The organism is Aquiflexum balticum DSM 16537, assembly GCF_900176595.1.
Taxonomy (GTDB): domain Bacteria; phylum Bacteroidota; class Bacteroidia; order Cytophagales; family Cyclobacteriaceae; genus Aquiflexum; species Aquiflexum balticum.
In genome coordinates this window covers 583,474-602,090 of sequence record NZ_LT838813.1, presented here as the reverse complement: position 1 = coordinate 602,090, position 18,617 = coordinate 583,474, and the positions used below count along the sequence as shown (strand labels likewise).

At 38.6% G+C, this 18,617-nt stretch carries 18 protein-coding genes; 15 read left to right on the top strand and 3 right to left on the bottom strand.

What is annotated here, in order from left to right; translation table 11 throughout:
* Window positions 1-26 precede the first annotated feature (26 nt).
* Window positions 27-1,118, bottom strand: coding sequence for an anhydro-N-acetylmuramic acid kinase (locus B9A52_RS02710; protein ID WP_084118856.1), 1,092 nt, complete (start codon window positions 1,116-1,118; stop codon window positions 27-29).
* Between the two features lie 115 nt (window positions 1,119-1,233).
* Between B9A52_RS02710 and B9A52_RS02705 the strand changes: the two genes are divergently transcribed.
* From B9A52_RS02705 to B9A52_RS02650, 12 genes are all read left to right on the top strand, one after another.
* Entirely contained in the window at window positions 1,234-1,959 is a 726-nt protein-coding gene (locus tag B9A52_RS02705; protein WP_084118855.1) for a type III pantothenate kinase, read from the top strand.
* Window positions 1,943-3,226, top strand: a complete 1,284-nt coding sequence (locus B9A52_RS02700; RefSeq protein ID WP_084118854.1) for a hypothetical protein — start codon at window positions 1,943-1,945, stop codon at window positions 3,224-3,226. Before B9A52_RS02705 ends, B9A52_RS02700 begins: the two co-directional genes overlap by 17 nt.
* A gap of 12 nt (window positions 3,227-3,238) precedes the next feature.
* The gene (locus B9A52_RS02695; RefSeq protein WP_084118853.1) at window positions 3,239-4,543 is read left to right on the top strand and encodes a tetratricopeptide repeat protein; all 1,305 of its coding nucleotides are present in this window, start codon (window positions 3,239-3,241) and stop codon (window positions 4,541-4,543) included.
* An 89-nt stretch (window positions 4,544-4,632) separates the two neighbouring features.
* Window positions 4,633-5,181 carry an LPS export ABC transporter periplasmic protein LptC gene (lptC, locus tag B9A52_RS02690; protein WP_084118852.1) on the top strand — a complete coding sequence of 183 codons (549 nt, stop codon included), beginning with the start codon at window positions 4,633-4,635 and terminating at the stop codon, window positions 5,179-5,181.
* Window positions 5,182-5,403 (top strand): hypothetical protein, encoded by a 222-nt coding sequence (locus B9A52_RS02685; RefSeq protein WP_084118851.1) that lies wholly within the window; start codon window positions 5,182-5,184, stop codon window positions 5,401-5,403. It abuts the gene before it with no gap.
* The gene (locus B9A52_RS02680) at window positions 5,403-6,689 is read left to right on the top strand and encodes a hemolysin family protein (RefSeq protein ID WP_084118850.1); all 1,287 of its coding nucleotides are present in this window, start codon (window positions 5,403-5,405) and stop codon (window positions 6,687-6,689) included. The genes B9A52_RS02685 and B9A52_RS02680 overlap by 1 nt, the downstream gene beginning before the upstream one ends.
* A gap of 73 nt (window positions 6,690-6,762) precedes the next feature.
* Window positions 6,763-8,874 carry a peptidylprolyl isomerase gene (locus tag B9A52_RS02675; protein WP_084118849.1) on the top strand — a complete coding sequence of 704 codons (2,112 nt, stop codon included), beginning with the start codon at window positions 6,763-6,765 and terminating at the stop codon, window positions 8,872-8,874.
* 102 nt (window positions 8,875-8,976) lie between these two features.
* The gene (locus B9A52_RS02670; RefSeq protein WP_084118848.1) at window positions 8,977-9,243 is read left to right on the top strand and encodes a DUF493 family protein; all 267 of its coding nucleotides are present in this window, start codon (window positions 8,977-8,979) and stop codon (window positions 9,241-9,243) included.
* A gap of 11 nt (window positions 9,244-9,254) precedes the next feature.
* Window positions 9,255-9,482 carry a 4a-hydroxytetrahydrobiopterin dehydratase gene (locus B9A52_RS02665; protein ID WP_084118847.1) on the top strand — a complete coding sequence of 76 codons (228 nt, stop codon included), beginning with the start codon at window positions 9,255-9,257 and terminating at the stop codon, window positions 9,480-9,482.
* Entirely contained in the window at window positions 9,472-10,179 is a 708-nt protein-coding gene (gene rsmI / locus B9A52_RS02660; RefSeq protein WP_084118846.1) for a 16S rRNA (cytidine(1402)-2'-O)-methyltransferase, read from the top strand. Before B9A52_RS02665 ends, rsmI begins: the two co-directional genes overlap by 11 nt.
* 94 nt (window positions 10,180-10,273) lie before the next feature.
* Window positions 10,274-11,068, top strand: coding sequence for an inositol monophosphatase family protein (locus B9A52_RS02655; RefSeq protein WP_084118845.1), 795 nt, complete (start codon window positions 10,274-10,276; stop codon window positions 11,066-11,068).
* A 66-nt stretch (window positions 11,069-11,134) separates the two neighbouring features.
* On the top strand, window positions 11,135-14,119 hold the full coding sequence (locus B9A52_RS02650; RefSeq protein WP_084118844.1) for an AsmA-like C-terminal region-containing protein: 2,985 nt from the start codon (window positions 11,135-11,137) through the stop codon (window positions 14,117-14,119).
* On the opposite strand, the gene B9A52_RS02645 is transcribed toward B9A52_RS02650, so the two are convergent.
* Window positions 14,116-15,021 (bottom strand): AEC family transporter, encoded by a 906-nt coding sequence (locus tag B9A52_RS02645; protein WP_084118843.1) that lies wholly within the window; start codon window positions 15,019-15,021, stop codon window positions 14,116-14,118. The genes B9A52_RS02650 and B9A52_RS02645 overlap by 4 nt on opposite strands.
* A gap of 143 nt (window positions 15,022-15,164) precedes the next feature.
* Here B9A52_RS02645 and B9A52_RS02640 point away from each other — a divergent pair, with 143 nt between their 5' ends.
* A complete protein-coding gene (locus B9A52_RS02640; protein ID WP_084123362.1) occupies window positions 15,165-15,395 on the top strand; it encodes a hypothetical protein in 231 nt (76 codons plus the stop codon).
* Here B9A52_RS02640 and B9A52_RS02635 read toward each other — a convergent pair.
* The gene (locus B9A52_RS02635) at window positions 15,392-15,766 is read right to left on the bottom strand and encodes a UDP-glucuronosyltransferase (protein ID WP_084118842.1); all 375 of its coding nucleotides are present in this window, start codon (window positions 15,764-15,766) and stop codon (window positions 15,392-15,394) included. The genes B9A52_RS02640 and B9A52_RS02635 overlap by 4 nt on opposite strands.
* A 201-nt stretch (window positions 15,767-15,967) precedes the next feature.
* Here B9A52_RS02635 and B9A52_RS02630 point away from each other — a divergent pair, with 201 nt between their 5' ends.
* Together B9A52_RS02630 and B9A52_RS02625 are read left to right on the top strand one after the other, a co-directional pair.
* A complete protein-coding gene (locus tag B9A52_RS02630) occupies window positions 15,968-16,279 on the top strand; it encodes a hypothetical protein (protein WP_084118841.1) in 312 nt (103 codons plus the stop codon).
* 73 nt (window positions 16,280-16,352) lie between these two features.
* The gene (locus B9A52_RS02625) at window positions 16,353-18,617 is read left to right on the top strand and encodes a TonB-dependent receptor (protein WP_084118840.1); all 2,265 of its coding nucleotides are present in this window, start codon (window positions 16,353-16,355) and stop codon (window positions 18,615-18,617) included.

Here is an 18,617-nt window from a genome sequence, read left to right as displayed (position 1 = left end):
GGCAAAAATAGAAATAATCCCGACTTTTAAAGTACTCTGCTATTTAATCCAAAAATGTTGCCCCCGCAATTGTCAATTGAAGCGCCTGTTACTGAAGAAAGGCAATTGTTTTCACCTCTTAATCTCAAAACCCCCAAAAAAGCAAAGATGAGAGCTTCTTTAAAATTGATAAGTGTTTCTCCTGCAGAAATGATTTCAAAATTTTCAGACAATGCTTCGTGAAGCTTTTCCATAAAAAAAGTATTGTAGGTTCCTCCACCGGTAATCAAAATTGAAGGCTTTTTCCCTGGAATTGGTGTAAGCGTCATGTTGATTTGTTGCACATAATGTACCACTAAGGTGTGCAGAATGTTCTCAGCCTTATGATCTCCGTTTCCCTCCAGAATTTTCAGGTAGTCTTTCAAATCCTCTCTTCCAAGGGATTTAGCGCCCTTAATTTGGTAGAAAGGCAGTTTATCAAGTTGTTTCAAAACCTTATTTAGCAGTTTTCCTTTCTTGGCAAGCTTTCCATCTTTATCATAGCTTTTGCCGCAGGTTTCAGCAAAATGATTGAGCAATAGGTTAAAGGGGCAAATATCGAAGGCTATCCTTTTTTGATCAAATTCCATGCTGATATTGGCAATACCGCCAAGGTTGATGCAATAGTCATATTTCCAAAACAAATACCTGTCTCCAATAGGGACTAATGGGGCTCCTTGTCCACCAAGTTGCACATCCAGCATTCTAAAATCATTGATTACAGGAATACCACAAGCTTCATGAATAGCCCAGCCATTTCCTATCTGAAGGCTTAGTCGCTTCTTTGGTTGGTGAAATACGGTATGACCATGAGAAGCGACAGCCTGTACCGAAAGAGAATGTTTGGTGACAAAATGCTTAACCTGTTCTCCCATCCAATTTCCAAATTCCACATCGAGCAAAGTTAATTTCAGTCCGTTCACGGTATGGGCTTTGACCAGTTTTTTGGCTAATTTCTTAGGAAAAGGAACTGTTTCAGATTCGACTATCGAATACTTCCAGTTTTCGTGTTTTTCAAATTCGCAATAAGCAATATCAAGCCCATCTCCGGAAGTACCTGACATCAGACCTATTATTTTATAGGATGAATGACCATTCATGGGTTAAAATTTGTTAAATGTTATTGGGTAAAGTTAATTTTAATTTATTCAAAATCCTTGGTTTCTTAAAATGAGTAGTTTTGCAAATGACTAGGCTTAAATTACCCCGAAATTCTTGAGAAACTTAATAGTAGATATAGGAAACAGCAGAATCAAAACAGCAGTTTTTGAAGATGATACATTGATTTCAGAAAATAGTTTTGAGGATTTTGACTTATTCAGGGCTTTTTCAGAAAAACTGGATTTCCAGCATGCCATCATCAGTTCAGTTACTTACCAAGAAACACAATTGAATGAGATGTTACCGTATTCATTTCTATTTCTGAATATGAAAACACGTCTACCGATAGAGAATAAGTATCAAACGCCGGAAACGTTGGGAGTGGATAGAAAGGCTGCTGTAGTGGGTGCAAGAGCTATCGCAGCGGTTGGAAATCTATTGGCAATAGATCTGGGAAGTTGTATAACCTATGATTTTCTGGATGACCGGAATTGTTATTGGGGTGGTGCAATTTCACCTGGACTACAGATGAGGTTCAGGGCCATGAATCAGCAAACAGCAAGGCTTCCTTTGGTGGACTTGAAAAGGGAGTCCGTACCTGATTTAATAGGAGGGAGTACAGTTTCCTGCATGCAGGGAGGGGTATATTTTGGTATTCTTCATGAATTGACCGGATTCATTGAGCAGTACCAATCAAAGTATAAAGGTTTAAAGGTCATTATTTGTGGGGGTGATTCAATTTTTTTTGAATCCTTAACAAAAGACCACATATTTGTAATCCCTAATTTGATCCTGTATGGATTAAATAGAATATTAAGCTACAATGTCAATTACCAATAGGTTCAAATTACTTGGTGTCATCAGCACCTTTTTTATATTCAACAATGCCTTTTCACAGTCAGGTGCATCTACCTACAGCGCACTTGGATTGGGTGAATTCAACAATTCCGGATTTACCCAAAATCGAGCAATGGGAGGATTAGGGATAAGTTATGGTACAGGTTGGGCTATCAATCAAATGAATCCGGCCCTATCCACCCGAAATACTGTTTTTAACTTTCAGGCAGCATTTAATTATTCAAGATTGGATGTGGCAACCAACGATTTGAATGAGACCATCGATGGTGGAGGGATTTCTTATGCAGCCATATCCTTACCCATCAATGCCGGTAAATCCACCGTAGGCTTAGGACTTAACCAAATCAGTAGTGTCAACTACAGACTTTTGGTCAATGGTCAGGTTTCCAATTCTGATCTGACCTCATTAAACAGAATTGAAGGAGAAGGAGGTATTTCGGAAGCATATCTTTCTACGGGAATTGTGGTAGCAAAAAATCTGAGTTTAGGAGTGCATGGGTCATATCTTTTTGGATCTACCATCAGAACCAATCAGCTTGCGCTGTTGGATTCAAGCAGTAATCCGATCGGGGCCTCCTCTGAATTCTACCAAAGATTTACCGTGAGTGACATGACTTTTAAATTGGGTGTTCACTATTTTTTCAAACTCGGAGCAAAAAGTAATCTTCATTTAGGAGCCACTTATCATGCTTTTGGTGAAATAAATGGAAGAGAGTTTGCAAAAGTGGCAGGATTTGGTCAAGCTAGCAACCCGGATTCGGAAGGTGATGTAATCAGTGATAATGTAAAAGGGAATGTTTTTATTCCTACAAACATAGGTTATGGGATTTCTTACGAAAAAATCAATAAATTTGTAATTGGTCTTGAGGCCCAAATGCAGGCATTTAGCGAATTTCGGTCTTTTGGCGGAACAGTAGGTGAATTGGGGGATAGTTACAGAGTTGCGTTTGGCGGTCAGTTTACTCCTGGTTTCAGCGCTGGGAGCAGCCTGATCAAAAGGTCTACAATCAGAGCTGGGGTTGAATATCAACAAACCCCATATGTTGTTAACCAAACAGAGATTAATGATATTGGCATTAATTTTGGAGCATCTGTTCCGATTAGTTCCCTCTCTTTGGTAAACTTCGCTCTTAAATTTGGTTCAAGAGGAACCTTGGAAAATGGACTGATCAGAGAAAATTACTTTAATGTGACATTAGGATTTTCTCTCAACGATAATACATGGTTTTATAAACGAGTTTACGAATAAAGAAAACAGAATATGAAAGTAAAACACACACTTGTAGGGTTCTTTATAATAGCCCTTGTAGGAATGGCACAGGCGCAGGACGGTTGGAACTGGCCCGCTGATGAAGAGCTAGAAGCAAAAGCAAGAGAATACAACGCTTCCTATGTGGACTATATGAAATCTGATCAGTTCGTTGAAGCAACCAAACCACTGAGTTGGCTTTTGGCCAATACTCCTGATTTGAATGAATCCATTTATATCAATGGTGTAACAGTATACCACGGTGCTGCAGGAACAGCAACTGATGAGGCAAAGAAAAAGGTATATCAGGATTCTGTCATAACGATTTTCGATATGAGAAAGGCTAATTTTGATAATGAAACCAAATGGATAGAAAACAAAGCATACTACAGCTATAATTATTACAAAGCCGATAGAAAAAAAGTTGGTGACGCCTTGGCTACATTTGATAGAGTGGTTGAATTGAATGGTAATTTCAATACCATCAATTTGGTCGCAGCTTATTTTGATTTGGTCTATAGGCATAATGCCTATAATAAAGCTTTTACCAAAGAGCAACTGTTGGAACGCTATGAAAAACTAAATGCTTTGTTAGCTGAAGCAGAGGCAGAAGGTAAAGATGTTTCAGCGCCAAAGCAGACCTTGGAACAATTGGTTGTTGCTATGGAGTTGATTGATTGTGATTTCATTGAAAACACCTTAAGTCCGAAGTTGATGGCCGATCCTACCAATATGGTATTGGCACAGCAGATTTTCAAGTATTCCATCCAATACAAGTGTACCTCTTCGCCTACATTCCTGACAGTTTTGGAAATGATAGATTCTGACAATCCTACTTTCTCGACCTCTCAGGTTAGAGCGATGCGCTATATGCAGAACAGGGAGTATGAAAAAGCCTTCCCTGTCTTGGAAAGAGCTTTGACTTTGGCAGAAAACAACACCCAAAAAGCGGAAGTATATTTTGATTTGGCTAAAATCCATGCTCAGTCAGGTAGAAAATCAGCTGCAAGATCTTCTGCACTTGAGGCAGGAAAAGTTGATCCTGAAAAATCCAAAGAAGCTTGGTTGTTGATAGCCCAATTGTATATGGGGTCTTACAATGATTGTAAAAAAGGTATCAGTAGGGTAGAAGATCAGGCTATCTTTATAGCAGCCTATAATGCTTACCAAAGGGCAGGTGACAGCAAAGGTATGGCTGAGGCACGTGCGAGGTTCCCTTCCAAAGAGGAATTGTTTACGGAAAGCAGACAGCCAGGTGAAACTTTAACCTTAAACTGTTGGATAGGTGAAACTGTAACTTTGGCAACTAGAGATTAAATTCTGTAAATTATATTCAAAAAGGCAGTTTGAAGACTGCCTTTTTGTGTTACTAATAGGTTTGTATTTCTTTTGATATCTTTGGGGCTATGAAATGGATTTCAGGACCATTATTGTTTTTTTGTTTCATCCCTCTGTTGTTTTCTTCCTGTGGAGAAGAAGTAGATACTGCTTTGTTGGAAGGTTATTTGGGACCAACGAGTATAGCTTATGATATCGAATTGTATCACAGTGATTCTGCAATCATTCGGACTGTTTTAAGAGCTAAAAAACAACTGGAATATGAAGACGGTAATATTGAATTTCCTCAAGGTATTGAAATTACATTTTTCGATAAAGAGGGAAATATCAGTACCACCATGCGAGCTGACAAGGGCTATTATGAAAGAAAGGATAATATTTATAGAGGGGAAGGAGACGTGAGAGTAAATAATTTAGAGAAGGAACAAAAACTTTCCTCAGAAGAGCTTTATTGGAATCCGAATTCCAAAAAGATTTATACGGAGAAGTTTGTGACTGTTCAGGAAAAAGAAACTCTTTTTAATGGAACAGGAATGGAAGCTGATGAAGGATTCAATGAATATAAACTCTTTAAAGTAACCAATAGCCGGACTTTATTGCCGGGTGAGGGAATGTAAATGAAACTTACTGATATCATTTTATTGTCACTTTCTGCAGCTTTGGTGATAGTGGGAACCCACCTTACCATTACCTTGGGGCTGACAGCTTCGTACCCGGTATTTATGTTTGCAGTGGTACTCCTATTCTGGTATAGGTATCGGAAAAACAATCAGCTGGTGAAGGAAGGCAGTGATTCAATTGAAAAAACAAAAAAAAGTAAAACCAAGGGAAGGAAATAATGGAATCACAATACCTCATTTATGTCGTTATTACCCTGCTTTTTTCCGCCTTTTTTTCAGGAATAGAAATAGCATACGTCTCAGCCAACAAACTGCATATTGAACTTCAAAATAAGCAGGGCTTACTTTCAGGAAGAATTTTATCCGCTTTTATTCAGCGCCCAGGTCAATTTATTGGCACAACCTTGATTGGCAATACCATTGCTTTGGTGTTGTATGGTATATTTATGACCAATCTTTTGGAACCTTGGATAAGGGGTTGGATACCGGTCGGATTTGAAAATCAGGTTTTGATATTGGTCATCCAAACAGTAATCTCAACCATGTTGGTTTTAATTACTGCTGAATTTCTTCCTAAAAGCATTTTTATGCTCAATCCGAATAGTTTGTTGTCTGTTTTTTCAGTGCCTTTTCAGATTGTTTATATTATCATGTTTCCTATAGTTTGGTTGGTAGTGGGGCTATCCAGGTTCTTTATTGTCAATATTTTGAGATTGGATTACAATGAGGATAAACCGGTTTTTAAAGTAACTGATCTGAATAGTTTCATACAAAATAACCTGCGCCACAGCGGTAGTGATATAAAGGTAGATATGGACACCAAGATTTTTGATAATGCAGTGGAATTCAAAACCATCAGGGTAAGGGAATGTATGGTTCCAAGGACAGATATTGCTGCAGTGGATATTGAAGATACTATGGAAGATCTAAAAGAGGTATTTGCTGAAAGCGGCCACTCCAAGATCATTGTTTTCAAAGATTCCATTGATGATGTGATCGGTTATTGCCATCAATTGGAGTTGTTCAAAAAACCCAAAAATATTGCAGATATTCTTACGCCGATAATTATAGTCCCTGAGTCTGCTTTGGCAAATGAATTACTGATACAATTTATTAAAGAAAGAAAAAGTTTGGCATTGGTGGTGGATGAATTTGGCGGGACTAGCGGAATTGTCAGCATGGAAGATATCATTGAAGAAATCTTTGGGGAAATTCAGGATGAGTATGACAGTGATGATCTGATTGAACAAAAATTGTCAGAAAATGAATATTTGCTCAGTGCCAGACATGAAATTGATTATTTAAATGAAAAATATGGATGGCATATTCCATACGGAGATTTTGAAACTTTAGCAGGATTTATTCTTTCATTAAGGGAAGATATTCCTCAAAAAGGCGAGTCTATTACCTATGAGGCCTATACTTTTGTTGTAGTTTCAAAACAGGAGCACCGATTGGAAACAGTCAAAATCAAGATTCATCATGGTTCTGACAGCTTCAATTAATTTATTGACAAAGATTATATTTTGAATTTACACGCAGATTGAATTATTTTGCGGCACTTCAACAAACAGGAGAATGGCTTTAATTAAAAAAATCAGACAGAGAACAGGTCTTGCAATAGGTGTTATTGCAGTGGGATTGATATTTTTCCTTGTAGGAGGAGATATTTTAAGTCCAAATTCCACCCTTTTGGGCGGCAAATCAAACGAAGTAGGTGAGATTGCAGGTGAAAGTATTTCTTATGAGGAATACATCCAAAAAATAGAGGAAACAAAATTTTCATTTCAACAAAATACAGGAAGGACCCCTTCCGAAGCTGAAATGAACTCCATCCGTGAACAGGCATGGAGGGCTTTGATTGTGGAGCGGGTCTTTGAATCGCAATATGAAGCATTGGGACTGACTGTTTCCGATGCTGAATTGGTTGACCTTGTTCAGGGCAAAAACATCATCGCTGAGCTTAGGCAGCAGCTGACCAATCCGCAGACAGGTGAATTTGACAGAACCCAATTGGTATCATTCCTTCAATCCCTCGACGCAGCAGGTCCGGAGCAAAGAGCCTATTGGGCTCAGCAGGAAAGAATGTTTGCCAATGCAAGGTTAAGGATCAAGTATGACAATCTTTTGTCGACCTCTGAATATGCCAATTCCAAGGAAGGTAAGTTAGAACATAAAATGACCAACTCCATAGCGGATGTGGATCATTTATTCATTCCATTTTATGCTATATCCGATTCATTGGTTCAGGTTTCGGACAGTGAACTGAAAGATTATATCAGCAAGAATCCTGATAAGTTTAAGGTCTCAAATGCAATTGATTTGGATTATGTCAGCTTCGAGCTCAATCCAAGTGGTGAAGATTCAGCAACTGTAATCAGCGAAATCAGGGAATTAACTGAAGAATTGAGGAGTACCAGCAATGATTCCCTATTTGTCGTTCGTAATTCAGAAGGCTTACAACCGTTTTCAACCTTTGGCCCCGGTGATGTTTTGCCAAATACACTTACATCCAATGTAGATGAATTTGTAGAAGGAGAGACTTATGGTCCTTTCCTCACCAACAGGTCTTCATATGTCAGCCATAAAATCACTTCAAAATTTGATGGTACTCCCAAAATGAGAGCAAGCCACATTCTTTTCGGAGCGCAAGACTTGGAGGGGGATGCAAAAGAACAAGTGAGACAGACGGCTCAGGGTGTATTGAAAGAAATTCAGGAAGGCCTTAATTTTGCCGCAGCCGCTGCTCAGTATGGTCAGGATGGCACAGCACAGCGAGGTGGTGACTTAGGATGGTTTGCCAAAGCAGATTTTGTGGAGGAATTTGCAAATGTTTCTTTTGAAGCTAAAAGTACAGGATTGATCAACAGATTAGTGGAAACTGAATATGGATTTCATATCATCAGTGTTACAGACCTTCCCCAGACTGAGACCTATAAAATTGCTACTCTAGAGTTGGAGTTGGGTCCTAGTGATGCCACTAGAAATGATGTTTTCAGGAAAGCTGATTTTTTTGCGGCCAACACCGGTAATGCCAAAGAGTTTGTTGCCAATGCTGAAAAAGAAGGTTATAGAATCATTCAGGCAAATAATGTAGATGCATTTGCGAGGAATTTAAATAACCTTCAAAATGCGAGAGAGGTAATCAGATGGGCATTTAATGATGCCTCAGTTGGAAAAGTTTCACAGGTGTTTGAATTGGACAATACGTATATCGTAGCTACCCTTAAAAACAAATATGAAGAAGGTACCGCAAGCTTGGATCAAGTAAGGCAGCAGGTATTGACTCAGGTCAGAAATGATAAGAAAGCTGAAATGATCAAAGAAAAAATCAAAGATAATGCATCACTTGAAGAGATGCAGGCTTTATTTGAAGATGTAGCTTCTTTGGACAATACAGCAGACCTTAGGCTAAACGCATCAGTATTACCAGGAGTGGGATTTGCCCCTAAGGCTATTGGCGCGGTCTTTGGACTTCAAAATCCCGGAGATATCAGCAGACCCATACATGAGGATGTTGGAATCATCGTATTGAAATTGAATTCTTTGACTCCTTCCCCAGAAATTGCAGATTATAACAGTTATCAAAGACAACTTACCCTCAATGCTTCTCAAAGAACTTCATACATGATAATGATGGCTTTAGAAGATTTGGCTAATGTCAAAGATTATAGATATAAATTTTTCTAAACCGTGATTAAGAATCAAAACCCGTGGATCCGTTCACGGGTTTTTTTTTGTCTTTGGATTTTATTTCATCAAAATGTTGTTCAAAACTTAAATTGGCCAAAAATGAAACATGCATTTGACAAAGAATCATTCAAGGAAAAACTGGAAGCCCAAACTTCCTTCCCGACCTTGTATATGTTTAAATTTATAGTCCCCAGTGGCAAAGAACAAAAAGTGGCAGCGTTATTGCCTAATAATAAGATGACCTTAAAGACCTCTTCAAAGGGCAAATATGTATCTGCGACCATTAAGGCAATGATGCCCAATAGTGAGTCAATATTGGATATTTACGAAAAAGCATCGAAGATTGAAGGGGTAATTTCACTTTAAAAAAAACAGTTATGTGGACCGAAGAAAACAACAAACTAAAAAGAACCTTTAAATTCAAAGACTTTCAAGAAGCTTTTGCCTTTATGACAAGAGTCGCTTTCCTTGCTGAAAAACATGACCATCATCCTAATTGGAGCAATGTATACAATACGGTAAATATTGAGCTGACCACCCATGATAAAGGGAATGTCATAACCCAAAAAGATAGAGACTTAGCCAAAGCCATTGATGAAATCTGATATTTCTGAAGAAAGACCCGTTCAACTCTTTCTTGTGCCTACTCCCATCGGTAATCTTAAAGACATTACTTTTAGGGCTATTGAAGTACTGAAATCCGTGGATGTCATCCTTGCGGAGGATACCCGCACAACAGGAAAGTTGCTCAAGCATTATGAAATACAACGGCCTTTACAGAGTTATCATATTTTCAATGAACACAAGACTGTTGAGAGACTTATTGAAAGGCTAAAAAAAGGAGAAGTCATGGCCTTGGTCAGTGATGCAGGTACGCCCGGGATATCTGATCCCGGATTTTTATTGGTAAGAGCTGCTAAGGATGTAGGAATCGAGGTGAATTGCCTTCCAGGTCCGACTGCCTTTGTTCCTGCTTTGGTCAATTCAGGTCTGCCCAATGATAGGTTTACCTTCGAGGGATTTTTGCCTCATAAAAAAGGCAGGAAAACCAGAATTGAATCTCTTTTGGAAGAATCCCGGACAATGATATTTTATGAGTCCCCGCACCGGCTGATGAAAACCCTTGAACAGTTTGCAGAAAATTTTGGTAAGGACCGTATGGCAAGTGTATCCAGGGAATTGACAAAAGTTTTTGAAGAAAATGTCAGAGGTACACTGGAGGAGCTGATTGAATATTATAAAGAAAATCCGATAAAAGGAGAGATCGTAATTGTGCTCCAGGGAGTAGGAAAAAACGTATAGTGATCATGATTCTCTGATTATGCTTAAAGACCAATTTAATCTTACAATTTTTTAATTTTAAATCTTTCAATAAAAAAATAACCTATCTCGCAGAATGATTGATTTATCACAAGTATTAAAACAAACCATTGAAGTAGCTGAATCTGCAGGAGTTTTTATTAGAAAAGAAAGACAGACGTTTGATGTGAAAAGCGTTGAGCAAAAAGGACTCAATGACCTTGTATCTTATGTAGATAAAGAAGCTGAAAAAATGATTGTGGAAGGGCTATCCAAAATTCTTCCAGGGTCTGATTTTATCACCGAAGAAGGCACAGCACAGACAGAAGGCAAGGAATTTACTTGGATCATAGATCCTTTGGATGGCACTACAAATTTCATTCATGGCTTACCGATTTTTGCCGTAAGTATAGGTCTAAGACATCTGGATGAAATTATATTGGGAGTAGTTTATGAAATCAATTTTCACGAATGCTTTTATGCTTTGAAAGGGAAAGGTGCTTTTTGTAATGGTACGCCCATTAAAGTAAGTAAGGCTGCCAATCTTGGGGAAAGTCTGATTGCTACAGGATTTCCTTACAGTGCCTTTAACCAGATTGATGCGTATTTGGATGCCTTGAAAATGCTTATGCAGAAAACCCATGGAATAAGAAGATTGGGAAGCGCCGCCATGGATCTGTGCTATGTAGCTGCCGGACGGGCAGACGGATTTTTTGAATTCAATCTCAAACCTTATGATGTGGCAGCAGGAGCATTGATCGTCAAAGAAGCGGGTGGAATGGTCACTGATTTCAGACAAGGAGATGATTATCTTTTTGGAAGAGAGATTCTTGCTTCCAATGGATTGATCCATCAGGAGTTTGATGCACTTTTACAGGATGTGTGGGATTAAGGGATAAGAAAAGCATCTTTCGGGATACTTTTTTCGTTATTCAATGGGTTCGTTATAGAAAAAATCATGAAAAGGTTATTGATAATTATTGTTTCCATCTTAGTGCTTTTGATAGCTTCTGCGGTGGCACTGCCTTTTATTTTCAAAGATAAAATTGTCGAGCGGATTGATAAGGAAATATCCGAGTCTGTGAATGCACAGGTTTACTACGACTTTAAGAATATCAGTTTAAGTATATTCAAAAGGTTTCCACATGTCTCTGCAACTATCAAGGAGTTTGGTATAATTGGCAACCCCCCTTTCCAGAATGACACATTGGTCCATATGGACAGATTGCAGGTCGATTTCAATCTCAGGTCTGTTCTATTTGGTGATTATCCCTCTCTGACAGGAATTCACCTGGACGGTGGGAGTTTATATGTTAAAGTTCTTGAAGATGGGACTGCCAATTATGATATCACCTATCCATCAGAGGAAACAGAACCCGAAAGTAATTTCCAGATAGGCATTGACCTGATCGAAGTAAATGATTTTGATGTGGTCTATGATGACAGACAGCTTCAATATTTTATGGCTTTGGGAAAAATCAAAATGGAAGGAAAAGGGGATTTTACACTTGATGTGTATGATTTGCCTGTGAAAATGGAAGCAATGATTGCTGATATTTCCTATGAGGGCACCAATTACCTTAGAAATAAAAAATTTAAGGGAGAAACCTTGATGAATATTGATATGGATCAAATGAAGTTTTCTTTCGGGGACGGGGATTTCAATATCAATGATTTTCTTTTTGGTTTTCAGGGTTTAATCGCTATGCCGGATGATGACATTGAATTAGACCTGACCTTTGAAGGTAAAAACAACTCATTCAAAAGCATACTTTCCTTAGTACCGGGCATTTATACCGATAATTTCTCTGACATAAAAACTTCAGGAACTATGGATTTTTCTGGATTTTTGAAAGGAATTTATAATGAACAGAGTTTTCCCGCCTTTGATGTTTCAATAAAGGTAGCAGATGGGATGTTCCAATATCCGGATTTACCCAGGCCTGTCAGTAATATAAATCTGGATATGCAGGTCAAGAACGCTACGAATAACCTGGACAATACTTCAGTTAATATTCCAACTTTCAATCTTGATTTTGGGACGAACCCTGTTTCAGGAAGATTTTTTCTGGCCGATCTGCTCACTTACGAAATGGATGGAGCTTTAAAAGGAAAATTAAATTTGGAAGAAGTTACTTCCATTTTTCCTGTTGAAGGATTGACGCTGAAAGGAATTCTAGATGTCAATGCCCAAGCAAAAGGCAAATATGACTCTGCCGCCCAGATTATTCCTACTATCGATGCAAAAATGCTGCTCAGCAATGCATATATCAAAAGTGCTGATTATCCTGCTCCGATCGAAAATTTAAATGTGAATGCTTCCATATTGAATCCAACCGGAGATATGAATGACTTTTTGGTTGATTTAAGCCAATTTGGATTTGAATTAGAGGATGAACAAATCTCCGGAAGGTTGAAAATCAATGATTTTTCATTGCTCAATTGGGACGGTGCTTTAAAGGGAACATTGGATTTTGGTAAAATGCTGGCGATTTTCCCAATGGAAGGCATCATCATGGAAGGGAAAGTCATGGCAGATATTCAGACCAAAGGATCTTATCAGGATGTGGAAGCAGGAAGGTACAACAGACTGGATACACGGGGTTCGGCAAGTATATCGAATTTTTATTTTACTTCAGCTGATTTACCTCAGGGAATTAGAATCCATCAGGCCGATGCTGATTTTTCGCCGGATAGGATCAACCTGACAAAATTTGATTCAAGAGTAGGAGAAAGTCCATTGCTTGCCTCAGGATTTCTTTCCAATTACGTCAATTATATCCTTAAAGACGATGAGACCCTGAAGGGTCAGTTGACATTAAATTCAAGTAAATTCAATGTCAATGAGTGGATGACGGATACAGGCAGCACTGAAAGTTCGGCACTTACAGTGATTGAATTGCCCAAAAACATTGATTTCAATATGTCTGTAGCGGCTGCGGAAGTGCTATATGACAACCTTGTTTTGAAAGATATTCAGGGAAGCTTGGCCTTGAAAGAGGGGGTGTTGAGTTTTAAAGATGCTTCCATGAGCACATTGGGCGGGAAGGTGATGATGAATGGTTCCTACGACCCAAGAGATCTTACAGCTCCAAAATTTGATTTCAGCCTTAATTTGGCCAATCTTAGTATTCCCCAAGCCTTTCAATCGTTCAATACCGTAAAGGCATTTGCTCCGATTGCCCAGCACCTGACCGGAAACTTCAATACTAATCTTGATTTTTCCGGAACTCTTGGTCAGGATATGATGCCGTTACTTTCTTCTTTGGATTTAAAAGGCTTACTGAAAGTAACCGAAGCATCTTTTCAAAACAGTACTTTGTTGCAGGGCATAACCAGTCTTACTAAACTGAATGATACCAATACACTTCAATTTAGAAACCTCAGTATTCCTATAGAAATTAACCAAGGGGTAATGGACGTCAAACCTTTTGATGTCAAGCTTTGGGACTATCAGGCAAATATACAGGGAAGTACCGGGTTTGATGGCTCTATCAATTATCTGATCAATATGCAGGTGCCGGCAGGAGAATTCGGTTCTCAGGCCAACGCACTTCTCGCAGCTATTTCAGGAAATCAGATGGATCAATCCACTCTTATTCCCATTGCCATTAATCTGGGAGGGACCTATAACAGCCCAAAGATTGGGTTAGCAGGCGGAAATAGCATAGAGAATCTTTTGACATCAGCTCTAAAGTCAAGAGGAGCAGCTGAAAAGGAAAATATTCAGGAACAGGCCAAACAACAATTTCAGGCAGCTGAAGACAGTTTGAAAAAAGAACTTACATTAAAATCCCAGATGATCCAGGATAGTCTTCAAAAAGAAGCAGACAAGAAGATTTCCGAAACCAAAGATAAGGCGGTTGATGAAGCAAAAAACCTTTTAAGAGGGATTTTGGGAAAACCGAAGCCTGCAAAACCGGATACTACAAAGAAGAATTAACCTAATAAAAAATACCAGATTGCAAGAGTAACAAAAGAGAGGGGAATTCCAACGCCTACCAATAGCGAAGCAAGCTTTGGTTCCAGATCATGCGTGATGGCGATGATGGATCCTGTAATCATGGGAGCCATGGCTGTTTCAATTACAGAAACCTGCAATAAAAGTCCCTCGAGCAAGAATACTTTTTTGAAGAGAATCCAAATTATCAAAGGAATCAGAAGAAGTTTATACCCTAAACCCATCCAAAGGAATTTGGAACGGAAAGCATTTGAATTGATTTTCACCTGTAAGCCCACCGCAGTCAATGCCACCGGTGTCAGGGTTGCTGTAATCACCTGAAGGATTGTTTCGAAATTTCCGGAAAACGAATAGCCATTGATATTCATCCCCATCGCGATAAGGAAAAATAAAAAGGGCGGGAATGTTAGGATTTTTTTGGTAATATCTCTTTTTCTTTTTTTGCCGGTGCTGTAAATGGAGGCTACGATCACCGCAATGCTACTGACAATGATAAATGAACCTGCCTGATCAATCAATAAGGCGATTTTCACCCCTTCATCTCCATAAAGTGCCTGAACTATCGGGAATCCAACAAATGAAGTGTTTGCCAATCCTGAAACAATGATCAAACATCCCGTCACTGATCGCTTCCAATTCAATCTAGTTCCCAGGTATCCAAATATCAGCCATGAAAGCCCAAAACTGATATATGCAGAAGCAATGGGAAGCGCAAGTTGTGGGACCAATTCTATCTGTGGAAGATACTTCAAAGCAAGGGCAGGGAGCACTACATAAATCAGATACTTATTCAGGTATAGGGCAGTATCAATTGGTAAAAATTTTAATTTTTGGGCAGAGATACCTAAAAGAAGGAAAACAACAATCAAGATGATGTTCAGCATAAACAGGTTGAAGGAAAAGAAAAATTTAGAATCAGGTGGTGATTTGAATTATTTGTGTAATTCAAAAATAACAAAATCATAATTTATAAATAATCAAAACCTGATTCTAAAAGAGTTCTTTTGTTAAGTTAAACTTAATGAATATGACCAAATTAATACCAATTGTGGTTGAAGGCAAAAAAATTGTGCAACTAAACCAATTGACAATAGATCAGGCCAATGACCTGAGAAGCTGGCTTCCTCCAAACAGCATCAAAATATTTAATTTTCAAGGAATCGAGATCAATGACTGCATTTCTTTTGAAACATATGATTATTGGTTTAAAACCCATCATATCTTGACCAGGGCTTATGAAACGATTTTGGATTTTTAATTAAGCCTGTAAAATTTACGTTTTTCTGAAAAGTATTCCTGAAGTTCAGGATAGATTAAACTATTGGCTTCAGGTATTCCTGAAAGAGTAAGATTCACATTTCCCTGCCCTGAATCAGGGTCAACATCCATTTTTTCAATCATTAGAATAAGCTCCTGAAGGGATAGGGGAAGCTTTGATTTTTCAGGATCCAATTTAAAATCGTTCCCATAAAAGTCTACGGCTTCGTAATAAATCACACCGTCCATCACATTCGCATAAATGCTGATTTCCTCTCCCCACTGACTTTCCGGATATATCAGCCTGACCAAAAGAATATTTGGAGAAGAACCTTCAAAGTAGCTCGAAGGCCGAAAATCATAATTGATCATATCTTAAATTAGATAAAATTATGGGCAAAGGTATTTTTAGAAGGAACTAAAAAAAAATTTTGACAACATTTAAAAATAAAAAAGAAATACCTTACTTAACAAACTTTATTACCTTCGTGTTGACAATCTGTTAAAATAAAGATCCCCTTGTATCACATCAGAAAAATATTACCCCTTTTCAGTCATTTAAGCTTGGCCTTGATGCTCAGTATACTGACTAATGGAGTATTGTTTTTTCATTCTCATGAGCTGGCAAACGGGAAAATAATTACCCATGCTCATCCGATTTTAACGCAGGAACAGGAATCGCTTCCTGACCATGGGCATACCGAAATAGAATTGATTATTTTGGATCTTATTGCCGATGCGGATTATTTTATTCTTCATTTTGCTCTGGATATTCCCGTTATTGAATTTGTTTCTCAAAGCGTTATTTCAGGCTTTATCTCCCATGCATTTTTGACAGAAATCCATATTGGATTTGAGCATCGAGGTCCACCGGCCATAGCTTGAAAATTTATTTTTACCTAACCAATCAGGTTCAGGATTTTTTCTTGTTTAAAAAAATCAAAATTTAATTTCAGCGATGCGCAACTTACTTACGCTTGCTCTTATCCTCGTATCAATGGGGTTATCAGTGGCACAAAATATTTCCCTTCAGGGAAAAGTAGTGGATAAATCAAATAATTTGCCCTTGCCAGGGGTTACTGTATTTATTGCAGAATTAAACAGGGGAGTGGTTACAGATCTTGAGGGGAATTTCAACCTGACTGCACTTCCTGAAAGAAACATTACATTAAAATTTTCATTTGTTGGGTATTCTACAATTGTAAAAACCTTTAAGCCAGGGTCAACATCAGGTGTGCTTATTCAGCTTGAAGAAGCTTTTACCAGCATTGATGAAGTCGTGGTGTCCGGTGCTTATGTGATGAGTAAAGAAAGTTCGCCTATCAGTATTGAAAAAGTGGATATTGTTGATATTCTAAAAATGCCCTCACCAAGTTTAATGTCTGCATTGGCAAGAACTCCCGGGGTAAATGAAATATCACTTGGTCCCGGAATCAGTAAACCTGTCATCAGAGGATTATCTTTCAGCAGAGTGCTTTCCGTGTATCAGGGCGGAAGGTTTGAAAATCAGCAATGGGGAGCAGATCACGGTCTTGGACTGACAGAGACGGGAATAGGAAATGTAGAATTGATTAAAGGCCCCGCTTCTTTGATTTATGGCTCAGGTGCCATGGCAGGAGTGGTGAACCTTATAGAAGAAAAAGATGCAGCAATAGGAGATATTGATGGTTATGTAAACCTCAGGGGCTATAGCAATACTTTGGGATTAAGATCTGAAGTTGGGGTGAAAGGGGCTGCTGAAAACGGATTTGTCTGGTCATTTAACGGGGCATTGGAATCACATGCCGACTATATTGATGGGGACGGAAGGACAATGGGAAATACCCGATTTAATACCCAGAATTTTAAAACAGGGGTGGGTCTTCAAAAAAAATGGGGAGATACGAGACTTCGGTATACCTATCTCAAGCAAAAACTCGGTATTCTGGATGAATCTGATGTTGAAGGATTGGCGACTTTCAGAAACGACAGGTCCACTCAGGTACCATACCAAAATGTGACGGATCATTTTTTGTCCTCGGAAACAAATGTGTTTTTGGGAGAGGATAAGCTAAAGGCCACTTTTGGGCTCCACAAAAATCTAAGGGAAGAGATTGAAACAGGCGGTGAATTTGTTGATTTGGGACTCAATCAGACCAATATCATGTATGATGTCAAATATTTTAAGTCGATCAATCCAAATATCGAAGCTATTTTTGGTATTCAGGGATTTTTGCTAGAGACTATCAATTACACAGATGCCTTGGAGTTTTTGATACCTGATGCAAGAAAAGATGACCGATCTGTTTACGGTCTCTTGAATTACAACAAAGACAAATGGGTAATTCAAGGTGGATTGAGATATGATTACAGAAAGGTAAATGTGGATGCCAGCGGGTCGCACTTTGTGGATTTTGGATTTATACTTCCCGGTGAGCCTGAGGACAGAAAATTGGAAAGGACTTTTGATGGTATCACTACTTCCGGAGGAGCAACTTTCAGGCCCAACTCACATTGGAGATTTAGATTAAATATTGCCCAAGGGTTTAGAGCTCCGGATTTAGCCGAACTTTTTTCCAATGGAGTTCATCCGGGTACCCGCAGGTTTGAAAAAGGAAATGCGGAATTTGTCCGTGAACAAAATATTCAGACTGATTTTGGAGTCAGATATATAGGGAAAGGTTTTTCCATTTCCGGGGAAGTGTTTTACAATGATATCAACAATTATATTTTCTTTGCACCGACGGGAGAAATGCAAGAAGACCTTGAAATCTGGACTTTTGAGCAATCGGATGCAAGATTATATGGTGGCGAAATTGAACTGGATTTCCAACCCACATCAGTGAAGTGGTTGAGTGCTTCCACATCATACTCCATGGTAATTGCGCAAAGGACAGATGATTTTTCTTATTTGCCCTATATACCTGCTTTTAGGTGGAATCAATCCCTTGACTTCAGAATGAATGATCTGGGTATTTTCCAAAAGCCTTACATCAGTGTACTAGGATCTCTTATTTTCGATCAGGACAGAGCTGCCCCACTGGAAGAAGCGACACCGGGCTATTTTCTTTTGGGGATGAATATTGGAGGTAACCTTAAAGTAGGCAAAAGCTTTTTAGATATCTATGTAAGCGGTACCAATATCCTCAATAAAGCATACTTGGATCATTTATCCCTGTTCAGACCATTTGGGATCAATCAGATAGGGAGAAATATAGCCTTGAATGTTAAAATCCCTTTTTAA

Bases quoted from the DNA above. Each gene is read 5' to 3' on its own strand.
- B9A52_RS02710 (WP_084118856.1), bottom strand. From the start codon at position 1,118: ATGAATGGTCATTCATCCTATAAAATAATAGGTCTGATGTCAGGTACT.
- B9A52_RS02700 (WP_084118854.1), top strand. From the start codon at position 1,943: ATGTCAATTACCAATAGGTTCAAATTACTTGGTGTCATCAGCACCTTT.
- B9A52_RS02695 (WP_084118853.1), top strand. From the start codon at position 3,239: ATGAAAGTAAAACACACACTTGTAGGGTTCTTTATAATAGCCCTTGTA.
- lptC (WP_084118852.1), top strand. From the start codon at position 4,633: ATGAAATGGATTTCAGGACCATTATTGTTTTTTTGTTTCATCCCTCTG.
- B9A52_RS02685 (WP_084118851.1), top strand. From the start codon at position 5,182: ATGAAACTTACTGATATCATTTTATTGTCACTTTCTGCAGCTTTGGTG.
- B9A52_RS02680 (WP_084118850.1), top strand. From the start codon at position 5,403: ATGGAATCACAATACCTCATTTATGTCGTTATTACCCTGCTTTTTTCC.
- B9A52_RS02675 (WP_084118849.1), top strand. From the start codon at position 6,763: ATGGCTTTAATTAAAAAAATCAGACAGAGAACAGGTCTTGCAATAGGT.
- B9A52_RS02670 (WP_084118848.1), top strand. From the start codon at position 8,977: ATGAAACATGCATTTGACAAAGAATCATTCAAGGAAAAACTGGAAGCC.
- B9A52_RS02665 (WP_084118847.1), top strand. From the start codon at position 9,255: ATGTGGACCGAAGAAAACAACAAACTAAAAAGAACCTTTAAATTCAAA.
- rsmI (WP_084118846.1), top strand. From the start codon at position 9,472: ATGAAATCTGATATTTCTGAAGAAAGACCCGTTCAACTCTTTCTTGTG.
- B9A52_RS02655 (WP_084118845.1), top strand. From the start codon at position 10,274: ATGATTGATTTATCACAAGTATTAAAACAAACCATTGAAGTAGCTGAA.
- B9A52_RS02650 (WP_084118844.1), top strand. From the start codon at position 11,135: ATGAAAAGGTTATTGATAATTATTGTTTCCATCTTAGTGCTTTTGATA.
- B9A52_RS02645 (WP_084118843.1), bottom strand. From the start codon at position 15,021: ATGCTGAACATCATCTTGATTGTTGTTTTCCTTCTTTTAGGTATCTCT.
- B9A52_RS02640 (WP_084123362.1), top strand. From the start codon at position 15,165: ATGACCAAATTAATACCAATTGTGGTTGAAGGCAAAAAAATTGTGCAA.
- B9A52_RS02635 (WP_084118842.1), bottom strand. From the start codon at position 15,766: ATGATCAATTATGATTTTCGGCCTTCGAGCTACTTTGAAGGTTCTTCT.
- B9A52_RS02630 (WP_084118841.1), top strand. From the start codon at position 15,968: ATGCTCAGTATACTGACTAATGGAGTATTGTTTTTTCATTCTCATGAG.
- B9A52_RS02625 (WP_084118840.1), top strand. From the start codon at position 16,353: ATGCGCAACTTACTTACGCTTGCTCTTATCCTCGTATCAATGGGGTTA.